This is a genomic window from Brevibacillus sp. MER 51 (assembly GCF_023714195.1).
Lineage (GTDB): Bacteria > Bacillota > Bacilli > Brevibacillales > Brevibacillaceae > Brevibacillus.
Map to the genome: position 1 here is coordinate 158,634 of NZ_JAMAUS010000005.1, position 14,444 is coordinate 173,077.

Below are 14,444 nucleotides of genomic sequence, written 5' to 3' on the forward strand. Positions count from 1 at the left end.
TCTCGATCGCTCCTCTCCCTGTTCATTCGTTCAAAAAATTGGCTTTTACTCGACAGAAAAAATGAATGGATACAACGGTTGACCGCCTGCCTGGATCTCAACTTCCACATCCGGGTATGAATCGGACAAAGCTTTTTCCAAAGCATGAGCCTGATCTTCTGTCGCATCTTCCCCTAAGAAAATCGTAATGATTTCGGAGTCTTCATCCACCATTCCCAAGAGCAGCGTCGTTGCGCAAGCCAACAAGTCAGGATTTGCTGTGACGATTTCTTTCTCGGCCATGCCGATAAAATCGCCTTCTTTGATTTCTACCTCACCCATTTGCGTGTCGCGAACCGCGTGCGTCACCATTCCGGTTTTCACCTGAGCAATCGCCTTGATCATCGCTTGCACGTTCGCTTCCGGCTGGGCATCTGCACGGAAGCTGACAAGTGCTGCCAACCCCTGCGGAATGCTCTTCGTCGGTATGACAGAAACCGGAACTTCAGCTAGCTCTGATGCCTGCTGTGCTGCCATGATGATATTGCTGTTGTTTGGCAGGATGATGATGTGCTGGGCATTCAGTCCTGCGACGGCCTTCATGAAGTCCTCTGTGCTCGGGTTCATCGTTTGGCCGCCCTCTACTACCACATGCACACCCATGCTGCGCAGAATCGTAGCGATTCCCTCACCAGCAGCTACCGCGATCAATCCGTATGGAAGCAACTCTGTAGCAGGTTGAGCAGCTGTTTCTGGCTTCGCCTGTCCTTTGCTTTCTTCCGCTTTGAGAATGTTCGCATGCTGCTCGCGCATGTTTTCTATCTTCAGTCGATGCAGGCTGCCGAATTGCTGAGCGTATTGCAGTACGCTTCCCGGATGCTCTGCATGAATATGTACCTTGACAACTTCCTCATCAGAGACGACCAGTAGTGAATCACCCATTGTATCCAGATGACTGCGAAACAGTGCCTCTGAAAACGGCTTTTTGTTCGGCTCGGTGCTATGCGCGACATGAACCATAAACTCCGTACAGTACCCGTACGTGATGTCTTCTGTTTTCATGTGGATTTGTGCATGATGCTGCTCAGAAATGAGCTTGTCCAACTCTTCCTGACCGATTTTGGGTACCGAACGCTCGCGATCGGCGGATAGTTCTTCCCCGCGCAATGCTCGCAAAAACCCTTCATAAATAAACAAGAGACCTTGTCCACCTGAGTCGACTACGCCCACTTCTTTTAGAACAGGCAGCATTTCCGGCGTACGCAACAGCGTAGCTTGCGCCTGCTCGTATGTTTTTTCCATGACAGAGATAATGTCATCTGACGTGCGTGCTGCACGCACAGCCATCTCCGCCGCTTCACGGGCAACAGTCAAAATCGTGCCTTCTACCGGCTTCATCACTGCCTGATACGCAGAGTCAACACCAGCTTTCAAGGCATCGGCAAACTGACGGGCGTTAACCTCATCTTTTCCATTGACTGATTTGCTGAAGCCGCGGAATAACTGGGACAAAATCACGCCGGAGTTACCGCGCGCGCCCATTAACAGACCTTTTGCCAAAGCAGCAGCCGATTCAGTGATACGGGAGGATTCCTTTCGAGACAGCTCCTCCACACCGGAAGAGAAAGTCAAATTCATGTTTGTCCCCGTATCGCCATCCGGCACAGGAAAGACGTTTAATCCATCCACTACTCTGACGTTGTCGGATAAAAGGTTCGCCCCCAGGTAAACCATCCGGCTAAACAGCACGCCATCTAGACGCGTATGTACCAACTGATGTTCCTCCTTACATATCCCTGTCTGTACGAACTCCCTGCACAAAAATATTAACAGCAGTCACATCAATGCCTACCGTTTGCTCCAAGGTATATCGAACACGGCGTTGAACGTTGCCTGCCACCTCGGAAATTTTCACGCCATAGCTGACGATAATGTGCATGTCCAATACTACTTCGCCATTTGTGTTATGAACGACGACACCTTTGCTCAGGTTGTCTCTTCCTAACAGCTCAGCGATTCCATCTTTCAACGCTTTGCGAGAAGCCATGCCCACAAGTCCAAAAACTTCCATGGCCGCGCCTCCAGCAATCCGTGCGATCACATCTTCTGTAACATCGATCTTTCCTAGCGATGTATTCATTTCCACCGTCATGCAAGGACTCCTCCTCTGTTAAACAGCTTGACCGTCATAGGTAAGCGTAACCATGCTTCCTTACAATTCTACACTAACACTTAATAGAAATGAAGCGTTTTGTCGATCCTATCAACCCTACGAGAAAGACTGGGTAAATCATCTTGTCAAGTATTGCAATTGACAGCAATGTTGTGCTAATATAATCGAGTATTTGTATTTCCCACAAAGGAAATCCCGTTTAGATGTAACAAGGGAGGTGGATCGTAATGGCACGTCGTTGCTTTGTAACAGGTAAATCTGCTAAAGCTGGAAACGCTCGCTCCCACTCCATGCGCGCAACTCGCCGCACCTGGGGTGTCAACGTACAAAAAGTGCGCATTCTCGTAAATGGAAAACCGAAGCGCGTTTATGTAAGTACTCGAGCACTGAAATCCGGTCTCGTAACTCGCGTATAGTTAATCTCAGCTATGCGAAAAAAAGCACCCTCGAGGTGCTTTTTTGCATTTCCTCCCGTTTCTCCACTCTTCTCCCAAAGGAGGCTCGGGGCCGAGACTTCACTTTTTCTTGTTGAACGCCTCGATGATGCCCCGAATCATGCCACCCAGGAACTTCGGCAACTTGATGGTGTAAAACCGCATGCTACCCCTCCTCACCGAAATTACTACACACGATACAAATACACGCCGGCCCCTATGAGTGCTAATGCCAATAGGCTATACCAAACCCACGGAGGTGCCCAATACAGGAAAATGGTGATTCCCCCGACAGCCAACGCTACCCCGAGAACACGTCGCAAGGCGCCCCCCTGTCGCAGGCGATAGGAGCGCAATCCCATTTCGCGTAAGCACCTCCTTTAGGTGTTCTCAAAAACGTGCATATTACATCATATTCTGCTGTCGGATAAACATGTATCCTGCCACCTGAAAAAAGTATATGTCTAAGAAGTAAAAAATCAGGCAACGAAAACTCGCTGCCTGATTACATTATGTGGATAGTTTGTACATGATACCGATTTTTTCCTTTTTCTTACGCAACTCGATCGCGTGCAGGAAACAGCAGCTGCGATGCGCTGCTAAGCACAACTGTCAAGACGACTCCCGCAATAATCATTTCTGGCAACAGATACGTGATGTTATAAATGAGGGAATATTGCCAGACTGGTACACCTTCTGGCGCGTAGCTGCCAAACCAAATAACACCCGATAGAAAATGGCAGACAAATCGTCCAATCACGCCGATGAGCAAGCCGCTCCACAGTACCATGATTCGTTGCTTCGTTCCTTCGTAGCCAGACAAGCGAAAAAGCCCAGCGAGACCAAGCGCCCCAAAAGCAAGAGGATAATCCAGCAACAGCTGAACCGGATGGACAACTGTACTGCCCAAGAACAATTGAAGAAATCCGACAACAAGCCCTGTCATGACACCAGCAGCGAGTCCACGGCGAACAGCGATCAACGCGATTGGTACCATCACCAGGGACACAGAGCCACCCTGTGGCATATCGAAGACCTTGATCTGACTAAAAACAATTGCAAGAGCCGCCATCATCGCCATTTCCAACAAAATGACCAATCGTTGACGATCCAAAATAGTCACTCCCCAAAATAGAATAAATAAAAAATTTTTTACACTGATAATGTTTCTGATTCTAGCCCAAGTCTATGCTCGTGTCAAAGAAAAAAGCCGCTGCCTCATCGGCACTGCGGCTGATTGTATTACCGAACCTTCTCCAAAAACTGCTGGGCACGTTCACTTCTTGGCTTTTGAAAAAACTCTTCTGGTGGCGTATCCTCCAAGAGACGACCATCATCGAGGAATAAAATACGATCTGACACCTCTTCGGCAAAGCGCATTTCATGCGTGACGATTGCCATGGTCATTCCGCTATCTGCGAGCCCCTTCATAACCTCCAGAACCTCCTTGACCATCTCTGGGTCGAGGGCAGAGGTCGGCTCGTCAAACAGCATGATTTGCGGCTCCATCACAAGTGATCGGGCAATGGCTACACGCTGCTTCTGACCACCTGACAAACGTGAAGGAAAGACATCCGCTTTGTCTGCCAGTCCTACGCGCGCCAATAGTTCTCGCGCCTTTTTTTCCGCTTCCGCCGCAGACATGCCTTTTACTTTCATCGGAGCATAGGTCAAGTTCTTTAACACTGTCATATGCGGAAACAGGTGAAAATGCTGGAAAACCATCCCGATTTGTTGGCGAATACCCATCACGTCGGCTTTTGGCGCGGTGATTTCCTGTCCGTTGATTGTAATGGTACCCGTCGTTGGTGTCTCCATCAGGTTGATGCAACGCAATAGCGTAGACTTCCCCGATCCAGATGGACCGATGATGGCGACAACCTCCCCTTTACCGATGTTCGTCGTGATGCCCTTCAACACATTCAGTTGCCCAAATGACTTCGTAATGTTATCGATCTTAATCACTGAGTCTCATCCTCCGTTCCAGTACGCGAGCTACCCAAGTCAGGATCATAACCATGACATAGTACAGGATACCGGCCATCATGTATGGCTCAAAATAGCGGAAGATGGTGCCTTTGACCACATTCGCGTTCTGCATGATGTCTGCAAGACCAATTGTGGAAACGAGTGCGGATTCCTTCAAGAGTGCAATTGTTTCATTGACAAGAGCAGGCAAGATATTTTTGACAGCCTGCGGCAAAATAATGTCGAGCATCATCCGGTGATAAGGTACCCCAAGCGCTTTGGCCGCTTCCCACTGCCCTTTATCCACCGCCAAAATTCCACCACGAATAGTCTCGGAAATGTATGCACCTGAGTTTAATGTAAACGTCAAAACAGCTGCTTCCAGTTGTGAAATATTGTAGCCAGTAAGCTGTGGCGTTGCAAAATATACAAAAGTCAGCTGCAAAATCAAAGGTGTCCCGCGGAAAACAGACGTGTAGGCAACCGCGAGCCAGTTCAGCAATTTTACATTCGAAATTTTAATGAGTGCGAGGATGGAGCCCCAGAAAAATCCTAATACAACCGAAATCAAGGTAACAAGTAGCGTGCCCTTTATCCCTTCCAATATGAAAGGAATATAGGGCACGATTTGTTCAAAATCCAAATTCATGCCCATTCTCCCCTCTTGCTGCTTATACAGTTATTCTTCGTTGTCTGGAGAGATTATTGACCGAACCATTTTTGAATCAGCTTGTCCATTTCTCCGTTTTCTTGCATCTTTTTAATCACTTCATTAAACTTCTGTACGTGCGGCGACCCTTTTGGGAACGCAACAGCGGAGCCATTCTTTTCATTTTCTTCCATTGTGGTGAATTGCAGAGAGTCATTGTTTGCCACGAAGCCTTTCGCTACCGTGTCCTCAATAATGGCAGCATCTACGCGGCCCGCTTTTACTTCTTCGACGATCTCAGGCAGCTTGTTCAGTGAAGTGATCTGCAAGCCGGAAACAGTTTTTGCAAGTTCTTTTGCTGCCCCTTCCTGAATAGAGCCGAGCTGTACCGCCACTTTTTTGCCAGCCAATTGCTCAGGCTTGGTCAGATTGCTGTCTTTCTTTGCTACGATTGTATTTTTCGCATCGTAATAGATGGTAGAGAAATCAGCGTTCTTCTCGCGCTCAGGTGTTGCTGTCATGCCCGCCATAACGAAATCCGCGCGATTCGTTTGCAGCGCCGGAATAAGTCCGTCAAAGTTCATGTCGTTGATTTGCAGTTCGTAGCCGAGCTCTTTTGCAATGTATTTCGCAATATCAATGTCAAAGCCGACAATCTCGTCTTTTCCACTGCTCAGATCGTGATATTCATACGGCTTATAGTCGGCAGAAGTAGCCATGACCAATGTTTTCTTGTCTCCAGCAGAAGGTGCAGGTGCTTGTCCTGTTGCGGTTTGATTGCCTGTACCACATCCGGCGATTAACACTGCCGCAAGCATGGAAGTAAGTGCCAGAGAAATAAATGATTTTGTTTTCTTCATGATGAAACCCCCGTTGTTATGATTTTTACGCATAAAGCAGTCTATTCGTAGCATTAATTTGCATGAAAACTTATATTTATGCATCACAATGATTATTTTACTCATAATCTGAACAATTTCAATCATTTTTTACTTGTGTTTTAAACACGGAATATACAGAATTTTATGTACAAATCTTTATTTTTGTGGCAGAAAAGCAAACAAGGCTTTATAGTGCTAGTAAAAGGATTTACAGGAGGCTGACATGGAGAAAAATTGGACGTCCTATTTTCGGCAGCAGCTCCCAGAAATTATTGAGGAACTGCGTACATATGTAGAGATGGAAACACCCACCCATAACAAGCAAGCTGTCGATCAATTAGGCAGCCTGATCGCAGAACGCTTTCGCCAATTGGGATGTCGGGTGGAGAGCTTGCCACAAGAGCAATACGGAAATCAGCTGCGCATGGAGTATGGAGATGGCGAAGAACAAATCTTCATTCTCGGTCATTTCGATACTGTAAAAGAGATTGGAACATTAGCTGTTGAGCCTTGTCGCGAGGAAAATGGCCGACTCTATGGGCCTGGTACATACGACATGAAAGCAGGGATCGTTTTTAGCTATTTCGCCCTGCGTGCCATGATGGAACATAATCTTTCGCCCAAACATAAGCTCGTCTTTTTTTGGAACACCGATGAAGAGATCGGCAGTGTTTCCTCCGAAATGCTCATTCGAGAGGAAGCAAAAAGAAGTAAATATGCATTGGTACTGGAGCCCGCCGCTGGAGATGGCTCTTTGAAAACAAGCCGAAAAGGCGGCGGAGACTTCATTCTGAAAGTAACAGGCCGCGCTGCACATGCAGGGAATGATCACGCCAAGGGGATCAATGCGATTGCTGAGCTGGCTCACCACGTCCTCGCGATTCAATCGTTTACGAATTATGAAGCGGGCACAACCTTGTCTGTCGGCACCATTACAGGTGGAAGTGCATCAAATGTCGTGCCTGACTTTGCCATGACGGAAATTGATGTCCGTATCCAAAGTCGCGAGGAAAGCGAACGCATAACCCGATTGATGAATCAACTGACCCCTGTCCATCCGGAAGCCAAGCTGTTCGTGGAAGGCGGAATCACCAAACCTCCTATGGAACGAACCGCTGGTACCCAGCAACTGTTCTTGCATGCACAGGAACAAGCGCGTCTGGAAGGTTTTGAATTGACGGAGCAAGGTGTCGGTGGAACAAGCGATGGAAACTTCGCCGCTGATGCCGGAACACCAACGCTTGACGGTTTGGGACCTGTTGGTGACGGAGCCCACGCTTCTCATGAGCATATCGTCATTGACGCTATTCCTGGCAGGATTGCCGTCATGCTTCGGATGTTTTTAACCTTGTCATAATAATTTTACAGGTGTATAATTTTATGGAAAATTAAGGCTCCGTCTACTTAACGACGGAGCCTTATCTGCACTATTTTCGAATGGGCAATCATATATATTCCTATTCGAATAACAAGGAGAGGGAAAACATGGAATCAATCACCACATCGCCAAGCAATCCCGTAGGATTTTGGCTCCGACTCGGTGCCGGTCTGCTAGATGCAATCATTGTCGGACTACCGCTACTACTGATCACCTATATCATTACAGGCAATACAGAAGACAATCTTGTTACCAATATTATCTCCTCGCTCTACAGCCTACTCGTACCTGTATTTTGGCATGGCTATACGGTGGGAAAACGAATTGTCGGTATTCGCATCGCCCGAATCGATGGAGAGCCGGTAGGAGTCGGAACTATGCTGTTACGCAACTTGGTCGGAGGGATCGTGTACGTCATTACACTCGGTCTTGGTATCATCGTCAGCGCCATCATGATTGCTGTTCGTCAGGATAAACGCTCGATCCATGATTTGATCGCCGGTACGTATGTAACCTCGAATCAGCCTTAATTACCATTCATCATACATAAAAATAGCAACTCTGCGACGAGCCCCCTTGGAATCAACTCCAAAGGGGCATTTTTATTAGATTGGCGCCCACAACAGCATGTCCCGACTAAAAAAGACCGGATATAATCATCCGGCCTTTTTCACGTTTATTGGAACAGCACCTTATCAGTTTTTGCATCCATAAACACCATTGTTGTGTAAGGCGGTAGGCTTGCCCGTACAATGATATAAGGTGTGTGCACCGCTGGCATTGTAATATCTTCTGGAGCAGGATTTGTCAGCTCTACATATACCGTGAGCATTTCCCATCCTTGCTCTGTTCCAACAACCTTCAAACCATAGCCAGAGGTAGGCACTTCACCACGGGAGACTACATACAAGTCACCTTGGCGATGTACCCCCTTCTTCGCCTTTACTTTCCCTACGAAAGCTCGTTCAGCCGCTGACAATGTACTTTCTTTTTCGATAGACAATTTTTTCGTTTGCACGTCTACTTGAGAAGCCGTGATCGACTCCGAATGTTTTTGTTCAGCATGCACGGCAGCTTGTGAAAATGGCAGAATGGAGAGAATGGTGAGAACCGCTACACTGTTTTTCCATAACGATTTCATACATGATCAACTCCTGATTTTTTTTAGAGGGCGAGAAACAATTCTTGATACTGGCCAGTATCTCTCAGATAGGAAATTTTTACCATCTATCTGGATAATTTGATTTAATCATTATATTTATTAAAAAGCAATATTTTCCAAAATGTTTTATTTTTGTTAATTAACCTTTACCATATATCGCCAAATATCCTTGTTATAGCAAGAATAATTCAATTTTATTCAATTTGTAATACGAACGATAATTATAATTTTATTTTTATTATTAATTGATTTATCACATAATTAGTTATAATATTCAGATGATTACAAACCGATTATAAACAGAGGAAAGCACAAAAAAAGCTGACGCCGATTGCATATCGTCGTCAGCTTACAGCAGCTAAGTGTTTTTCTTATTGTCCACGAATCGCAGCGATTGCTTGACCGCGATTTTCCTGATTGAATACCGCGCTTCCTGCAACGAGGACAGTGGCACCTGCTTCCTCGCACAAACGTGCTGTTTGTGCATTGACACCGCCATCGATTTCGATTTCCACATGCCCCAAACCACGTTCGTTCAGCATTTGACGCAACTGGGCAACCTTTGGCACAACGCTGTGAATGAACTTTTGTCCACCAAAACCAGGGTTCACTGTCATAAGGAGAACCATATCCAAATCAGCGAGGACTGGCTCGATCGCGGAAATCGGTGTAGCCGGGTTCAATACCACTCCCGCTTTCACACCTTGCTCCTTGATCAAGTACAGCGTGCGATGCAGATGACGGCATGCTTCCTGATGAACCGTAATCCAGTCTGCCCCACTTTTCGCGAATTGCGGAATGTAGCGATCTGGTTCCTCAATCATCAAGTGCACATCGAGAGGCAGCTTGGTCACTGGGCGAATCGCCTCCACAATCAGAGGACCGATCGTAATGTTTGGAACGAAGTGTCCATCCATCACATCCACGTGAATCCAGTCAGCTCCTCCCTTCTCGACATCGAGAATTTCTTCACCCAGACGGGCAAAATCAGCAGATAGGATAGAAGGTGCGATTTTTACCATGGTTTGTTCCTCCGTTGGTATTCTTTTAGCTCGTCGCGGAATTGTTTGTAGTGCTCGTAGCGCTGTTCGCTGATCTCTCCAGCCTCCAGCGCGGCCTGAACAGCACAAGCTGGCTCGCTTACGTGTAGACAGCCACGGAACTTGCATTCCGAGCTGCGATCGGCAAAGTCCCGGAAGGATTCCGCCAGGTCAAGCTCGGAGAAATCGATAAATTCCAGTGAACTGAAGCCCGGTGTGTCTGCCACATAGCCGCCGCCCGCAAGCGGAATCAGCTCGACATGACGCGTTGTATGCTTTCCACGTCCGAGCTTTTGGCTGACATCTCCTGTCTGCAGGCTGACACCCGGAAACAGCATGTTGATCAGAGAGGATTTGCCTACACCTGACTGACCGGCAAAAACCGAAATACGGTCCCGCAAAATCTCACGCACGTCCTCTACACCGCGTTCATCGGCCGTGGAGGTCGGAATCACGCGGTACCCGATCGCTTCATACTTCTCCACGATTTCGGTTACCTCTTCTTCCGACACTTGATCGGCTTTGGATAAGACAATCACGGAATCAATCCCTGCATGCTCCGTGTGCGTCAGGAACTTGTCCAACAGCAACGGACTGAACATCGGCTTGTACATCGAGAAGACAAGTACCGCCTGATCCACATTGGAAATGGGCGGACGAACCAACTCATTCGTCCGTTCACCCACCTCCATGATATAGCCTTCTTCCTCATTGATCGCATCGTAGACGACCCAATCCCCAACCAGTGGGTTTACTTTTGCGTCTTTTTTCTTGAAGAGCCCTCGTGCACGGCAACTGTAGATTCGCCCTTCGTCGGCTACATAATAGAAACCGCTGAGCGCTTTCACAATCCGTCCTTCTGGCATTCATGTCCCTCCACTACACTATGGCAAGCTGCTATAGGAAATCGAATACTTTTGTGCCTCCATAAAGTTGTTCATGTTCGGCCCTTTGACCAAAAGCCTGATCAACGCATCTTTTTGAGGCGACACTACGTATTGCACGTTGTATTCTTTGCTTTCAGTAACCGTCTCAGTCTGCACAACCTTCGTACCGCTGGCATCCGTTACTTCAATTTGCACTTCCAATGTATCACCAGGCATCACATCGAGATAGACAGGTGAAGTCCCGGTCTTGGCATCCTGCGGATATTGGCCGTTGCTGACCTCAAGCGGAATCGCTACGTCCTTTTGCACATCCATTCCCGGATCGTATGGGTGAGTGCTGAGAACAATGCCTGGTTTGTCGGTTGTATAAGTAGGCACTTCGGTGATTTTCCCGACAGACAGCCCTTTTTTGAACAATTCTACTTGCGCAGCCTCTACGGATTTATTCCGGACATCCGGCATTTTCACGAAGGCTTTTCCTTTACTAATCGTGACCGTCACATTCGTTTTGATTGGGAACACCTTTTCATTGGCTGCTGGGGACTGCTTGATAACCGTTCCTACCTCGGCCTTGTCGTCCTCTTCCTCTACGAAAGTGACATTCTCCAGTTTAAAACCATTGCTTTTCAATGCTTCCTCTGCTGTTGCCCGCGGCAACGTAACCAGATTTGGCATGTTGATCTCTTGTTGTCCTTTGCTTACAAACAAGGTCACAACGGAATTTTCCTTTAACCGCATGGGAGGTGCAGGGTCCTGACGAATCACCATTCCCTTTTCTATCGTATCGTTGGCTTCCTCAACGATACGGGCAACAAGTTTGGCATCCTGAATCTTTTTCTCAGCGAGAGTCACTTCGATCCCTTCTACATGAGGGACCTGTGCCTCTGGTACTGACGGGAACAGATTCAACAGTAAGTTAAATCCGAAGAATGCCAGTACGAAAAACAGTCCGATACCGCCTACCCACAGCAGAGCCTTGACCCACCATTGTTTCTTTGCTGGTTTGACATCCTCTTCTTCTGTGCGCTGCTCATAACGGCTACGCCCCGCTCCTCCGGTTTTGCCATTGGTGTGGCCTTCGAGCATGTCAGGTGTGATGATCGGCACCACTCGCGTCATCTCTTCATCCACCGGGAACGTCAGCTTTTCTTCGTTTAATCGTTCCGGGAACAGGCAGGTCTCCAAATCTTCTAGCATTTCACTCGCGGATGCGTATCTGAGAAATGGATCCTTTACCAGCGCCTTCAAAATGACATTTTCCACACTCTGTGGGATAGCCGGATTGACCTGGCGCGGCTCTGGAAGCGGCTCCTGCAAATGCTTGAGCGCCACCGATATAGGCGAATCACCGGAAAACGGCAGTTCACCTGTCACCATTTCGTACAAAACGATCCCCAGCGAGTAAATATCGGATTTTTCCCCGGTAATCCCACCGCGTGCCTGCTCTGGCGAAAAATAATGGACAGAGCCAAGCATCGCATTCGTATGCGTAATCGTTGCGGAAGTAACGGCTCGCGCAATCCCGAAATCCGTAACCTTCACCCGACCATTTTTTCCAATCATAATGTTATGCGGCTTAATATCTCGATGAATGATCTGGTTTTGATGCGCATGATCGAGTGCATCGCAAATTTGCTCGGCGATCCGCACTGCCTCTTCTACCGGCAGCGCGCCACGTTGAATGATGACCTCTTTCAACGTATAGCCTTCTATGTACTCCATCACCATATAATGGGTATCGCCATCCTGACCGACATCATACACCCCAACCACATTGGGGTGAGATAAGCTCGCCACCGCCTGCGCTTCACGTCGGAAACGATTGACGAAATCTTCGTCCGTACCAAACTGTGAACGCAACACTTTGACTGCCACTGGACGATTCAAAATTAAATCTTTGGCCTTGTATACAATGGCCATACCGCCCCCACCGACGCGGGATTCTATTTGGTATCGTCCTCCCAGTCGTTGACCTTCCATCTCTCTCACCCCTCTTTCTGACCGGCATCAAGCGTATTTCGTACGGCAACCAGCGTTATGTTATCTTCCCCACCGGCATCCAGTGCTTCCTGCACCAAACCGTCCACCTTCGCTTGTAACGATATCTGTTTCTGCAAATTTTCTTCCAAGGAAGGATGACTGACTTTATTGCTCAATCCATCTGAGCAAATCAAGACGACATCACCCTCTGACCATTCAAACTGTCCAAGATCAATGAGCACATCCGGCTCTGTCCCGAGCGAACGCATGATAACGTTGCGGTGAGGGTGGACAGACGCCTCCTCGGCTGTAATCTGTCCACTTTTCACCAGCTCATTGACAAGAGAATGGTCTTCTGTTTTCATGACCAGTCCGTCTTGGTTGTAAAAATACAGACGGCTGTCGCCAATATGCGCGGTAATCACGGAGGATTGGTCAAACAAAGCAGCAACCACAGTTGTGCCCATACCACTACACTCCGGATGTTCAGCCGCATATTCATAGACTTCTTTATTTGCAAGCAGGACGGCGTTCATCAACTGCTCACGCACATCCTCTGCTTCGAGGTCCCCATCTAGGTGACGCAGTTCTTTTACTATTCGCTCAACAGCTAGGCGACTGGCAATATCACCAGCCTGATGGCCACCCATACCATCTGCTACAATGGCGAGCACGCGTCCGTTTAAATCGGTCACACAGGCATAATAGTCCTCGTTAACCTGACGAACGCGGCCAACATGGGATTTCATCGCGATTTCCATGGCATCACCCCACGGTTTCTTTAGCGTGTTGTGCCCTCAATTGTCCGCAAGCAGCAGCAATGTCACTGCCTTGCTCGCGTCTGATGGTCACATTGATTCCTTTTTCCTCTAAGATGCGTTTGAACTGAAAAATCTCATTGCGTGGCGTGCGTACATAATCACGCTCTGGTACGTAGTTCACCGGGATCAGATTCACGTGGCAAAGCATGTCGCCAATGAGTTCGGCCAGCTCCTCTGCATGCTCGGGCTGATCGTTTTTCCCGCCGAATAGACCGTACTCAAAACTGATGCGGCGCCCTGTCTTGTTAATGTAATGGTGGCATGCTTCCATCAGCTTAGCGAGCGGGAAGCCGCGGTTGATCGGCATAAGCTGGCTTCTCAACTCCGTGTTTGGAGCGTGCAGGGAAATCGCCAAGTTCACTTGTCCGCCTCGTTCGGCAAACTCGTAAATCTTCGGCACAATTCCACTGGTGGAAACTGTAATGTGACGAGCACCGATATTCAAGCCACGGTTATCGTTGATGACAGACAGGAACGCCATCAAGCTCTCGAAGTTCTCGAAAGGCTCCCCGATCCCCATGACAACAACGTGACTGACGCGCTCACCTTCCGCATCCAATCTGCGTTGTGCCGTCAATACTTGAGAGACGATTTCACCTGCATCCAGGTTACGTTTTAGTCCCCCTAATGTAGATGCACAAAACGTACATCCGATACGGCAGCCCACCTGCGTCGTAACACAGATGCTGTTTCCGTAGTTATGACGCATAATCACCGTCTCAATCGCATGCCCATCGACAAGCTGGAACAAAAACTTGATCGTTCCGTCCTGCGACTCCTGATGTGTGATTTCCTTGAGTGGCTCCATGCGGAATGTATCCGCCAGCTTTTGGCGCAGCTCCTTGGACAAATTGCTCATCTCTTCAAAAGAAGTGACGCGCTTTACATATAGCCAGTCAAAAATTTGTTGCGCACGAAATGCTTTGTCGCCGGCACTAACCAGCCATTCCTTCATTTCATCTTGCGTCAAACTGTAAATAAGCGGCTTTGCGCCAGTAAATGTCGTTAACGGCATTCTATCTCCACATCCTCAAAATCATTGCTTGCCTAAATCCATTCTATCATTGTACCTCGTGGGGCGTCTCGCTTCAA

The 14,444-nt window shown here is 48.0% G+C and carries 17 protein-coding genes; 3 read left to right on the top strand and 14 right to left on the bottom strand.

Annotation, left to right across the window (positions count from 1 at the left end; translation table 11 throughout):
• Nucleotides 1–45 precede the first annotated feature (45 nt).
• Together M3630_RS12875 and M3630_RS12880 are read right to left on the bottom strand one after the other, a co-directional pair.
• Nucleotides 46–1,752, bottom strand: a complete 1,707-nt coding sequence (locus tag M3630_RS12875; RefSeq protein WP_251252363.1) for a DAK2 domain-containing protein — start codon at nt 1,750–1,752, stop codon at nt 46–48.
• A 13-nt stretch (nt 1,753–1,765) separates the two neighbouring features.
• The gene (locus M3630_RS12880; protein ID WP_007728362.1) at nt 1,766–2,131 is read right to left on the bottom strand and encodes an Asp23/Gls24 family envelope stress response protein; all 366 of its coding nucleotides are present in this window, start codon (nt 2,129–2,131) and stop codon (nt 1,766–1,768) included.
• Between the two features lie 248 nt (nt 2,132–2,379).
• On the opposite strand from M3630_RS12880, the gene rpmB reads away from it, so the two are divergent.
• The gene (rpmB, locus tag M3630_RS12885) at nt 2,380–2,568 is read left to right on the top strand and encodes a 50S ribosomal protein L28 (RefSeq protein ID WP_005831020.1); all 189 of its coding nucleotides are present in this window, start codon (nt 2,380–2,382) and stop codon (nt 2,566–2,568) included.
• Between the two features lie 99 nt (nt 2,569–2,667).
• On the opposite strand, the gene spoVM is transcribed toward rpmB, so the two are convergent.
• From spoVM to M3630_RS12915, 6 genes are all read right to left on the bottom strand, one after another.
• A complete protein-coding gene (gene spoVM, locus M3630_RS12890) occupies nt 2,668–2,751 on the bottom strand; it encodes a stage V sporulation protein SpoVM (protein WP_005831022.1) in 84 nt (27 codons plus the stop codon).
• A gap of 23 nt (nt 2,752–2,774) precedes the next feature.
• Nucleotides 2,775–2,948, bottom strand: a complete 174-nt coding sequence (locus tag M3630_RS12895; protein ID WP_007728365.1) for a hypothetical protein — start codon at nt 2,946–2,948, stop codon at nt 2,775–2,777.
• Between the two features lie 191 nt (nt 2,949–3,139).
• A complete protein-coding gene (thiT, locus tag M3630_RS12900; protein ID WP_173608122.1) occupies nt 3,140–3,700 on the bottom strand; it encodes an energy-coupled thiamine transporter ThiT in 561 nt (186 codons plus the stop codon).
• A gap of 128 nt (nt 3,701–3,828) precedes the next feature.
• Nucleotides 3,829–4,551 carry an amino acid ABC transporter ATP-binding protein gene (locus M3630_RS12905; RefSeq protein WP_069849464.1) on the bottom strand — a complete coding sequence of 241 codons (723 nt, stop codon included), beginning with the start codon at nt 4,549–4,551 and terminating at the stop codon, nt 3,829–3,831.
• Nucleotides 4,544–5,203, bottom strand: a complete 660-nt coding sequence (locus M3630_RS12910) for an amino acid ABC transporter permease (RefSeq protein WP_173608123.1) — start codon at nt 5,201–5,203, stop codon at nt 4,544–4,546. The genes M3630_RS12905 and M3630_RS12910 overlap by 8 nt, the downstream gene beginning before the upstream one ends.
• 53 nt (nt 5,204–5,256) lie before the next feature.
• On the bottom strand, nt 5,257–6,063 hold the full coding sequence (locus tag M3630_RS12915; RefSeq protein ID WP_251252364.1) for a transporter substrate-binding domain-containing protein: 807 nt from the start codon (nt 6,061–6,063) through the stop codon (nt 5,257–5,259).
• 244 nt (nt 6,064–6,307) lie between these two features.
• Here M3630_RS12915 and M3630_RS12920 point away from each other — a divergent pair, with 244 nt between their 5' ends.
• Together M3630_RS12920 and M3630_RS12925 are read left to right on the top strand one after the other, a co-directional pair.
• The gene (locus M3630_RS12920) at nt 6,308–7,441 is read left to right on the top strand and encodes a M20 family metallopeptidase (protein ID WP_251252365.1); all 1,134 of its coding nucleotides are present in this window, start codon (nt 6,308–6,310) and stop codon (nt 7,439–7,441) included.
• 128 nt (nt 7,442–7,569) lie between these two features.
• Nucleotides 7,570–7,992: an RDD family protein gene (locus tag M3630_RS12925; protein WP_173608126.1), complete on the top strand. Its 423-nt coding sequence runs from the start codon at nt 7,570–7,572 to the stop codon at nt 7,990–7,992.
• A 146-nt stretch (nt 7,993–8,138) separates the two neighbouring features.
• On the opposite strand, the gene M3630_RS12930 is transcribed toward M3630_RS12925, so the two are convergent.
• The 6 genes from M3630_RS12930 to rlmN form a co-directional block, all read right to left on the bottom strand.
• Nucleotides 8,139–8,603, bottom strand: coding sequence for a protease complex subunit PrcB family protein (locus tag M3630_RS12930; protein WP_173608127.1), 465 nt, complete (start codon nt 8,601–8,603; stop codon nt 8,139–8,141).
• 392 nt (nt 8,604–8,995) lie between these two features.
• Nucleotides 8,996–9,646, bottom strand: a complete 651-nt coding sequence (gene rpe / locus M3630_RS12935) for a ribulose-phosphate 3-epimerase (protein WP_251252366.1) — start codon at nt 9,644–9,646, stop codon at nt 8,996–8,998.
• Complete coding sequence (rsgA, locus tag M3630_RS12940) at nt 9,640–10,530, bottom strand: ribosome small subunit-dependent GTPase A (protein ID WP_251252367.1); 891 nt, start codon at nt 10,528–10,530, stop codon at nt 9,640–9,642. The genes rpe and rsgA overlap by 7 nt, the downstream gene beginning before the upstream one ends.
• A gap of 18 nt (nt 10,531–10,548) precedes the next feature.
• Nucleotides 10,549–12,531 carry a Stk1 family PASTA domain-containing Ser/Thr kinase gene (gene pknB / locus M3630_RS12945; protein ID WP_173608129.1) on the bottom strand — a complete coding sequence of 661 codons (1,983 nt, stop codon included), beginning with the start codon at nt 12,529–12,531 and terminating at the stop codon, nt 10,549–10,551.
• Nucleotides 12,532–12,536: 5 nt separating this feature from the next.
• Complete coding sequence (locus M3630_RS12950) at nt 12,537–13,292, bottom strand: Stp1/IreP family PP2C-type Ser/Thr phosphatase (RefSeq protein ID WP_173608130.1); 756 nt, start codon at nt 13,290–13,292, stop codon at nt 12,537–12,539.
• A gap of 4 nt (nt 13,293–13,296) precedes the next feature.
• Nucleotides 13,297–14,367 carry a dual-specificity RNA methyltransferase RlmN gene (rlmN, locus tag M3630_RS12955; protein ID WP_173608131.1) on the bottom strand — a complete coding sequence of 357 codons (1,071 nt, stop codon included), beginning with the start codon at nt 14,365–14,367 and terminating at the stop codon, nt 13,297–13,299.
• Nucleotides 14,368–14,444: the final 77 nt, after the last annotated feature.

What these genes read in the sequence shown, in the direction of transcription:
- M3630_RS12880 (WP_007728362.1), bottom strand. Translation starts at nt 2,131, where the DNA reads ATGACGGTGGAAATGAATACATCGCTAGGAAAGATCGATGTTACAGAA.
- rpmB (WP_005831020.1), top strand. Translation starts at nt 2,380, where the DNA reads ATGGCACGTCGTTGCTTTGTAACAGGTAAATCTGCTAAAGCTGGAAAC.
- spoVM (WP_005831022.1), bottom strand. Translation starts at nt 2,751, where the DNA reads ATGCGGTTTTACACCATCAAGTTGCCGAAGTTCCTGGGTGGCATGATT.
- M3630_RS12895 (WP_007728365.1), bottom strand. Translation starts at nt 2,948, where the DNA reads ATGGGATTGCGCTCCTATCGCCTGCGACAGGGGGGCGCCTTGCGACGT.
- M3630_RS12910 (WP_173608123.1), bottom strand. Translation starts at nt 5,203, where the DNA reads ATGAATTTGGATTTTGAACAAATCGTGCCCTATATTCCTTTCATATTG.
- M3630_RS12915 (WP_251252364.1), bottom strand. Translation starts at nt 6,063, where the DNA reads ATGAAGAAAACAAAATCATTTATTTCTCTGGCACTTACTTCCATGCTT.
- M3630_RS12920 (WP_251252365.1), top strand. Translation starts at nt 6,308, where the DNA reads ATGGAGAAAAATTGGACGTCCTATTTTCGGCAGCAGCTCCCAGAAATT.
- M3630_RS12925 (WP_173608126.1), top strand. Translation starts at nt 7,570, where the DNA reads ATGGAATCAATCACCACATCGCCAAGCAATCCCGTAGGATTTTGGCTC.
- M3630_RS12930 (WP_173608127.1), bottom strand. Translation starts at nt 8,603, where the DNA reads ATGAAATCGTTATGGAAAAACAGTGTAGCGGTTCTCACCATTCTCTCC.
- rpe (WP_251252366.1), bottom strand. Translation starts at nt 9,646, where the DNA reads ATGGTAAAAATCGCACCTTCTATCCTATCTGCTGATTTTGCCCGTCTG.
- rsgA (WP_251252367.1), bottom strand. Translation starts at nt 10,530, where the DNA reads ATGCCAGAAGGACGGATTGTGAAAGCGCTCAGCGGTTTCTATTATGTA.
- pknB (WP_173608129.1), bottom strand. Translation starts at nt 12,531, where the DNA reads ATGGAAGGTCAACGACTGGGAGGACGATACCAAATAGAATCCCGCGTC.
- M3630_RS12950 (WP_173608130.1), bottom strand. Translation starts at nt 13,292, where the DNA reads ATGGAAATCGCGATGAAATCCCATGTTGGCCGCGTTCGTCAGGTTAAC.
- rlmN (WP_173608131.1), bottom strand. Translation starts at nt 14,367, where the DNA reads ATGCCGTTAACGACATTTACTGGCGCAAAGCCGCTTATTTACAGTTTG.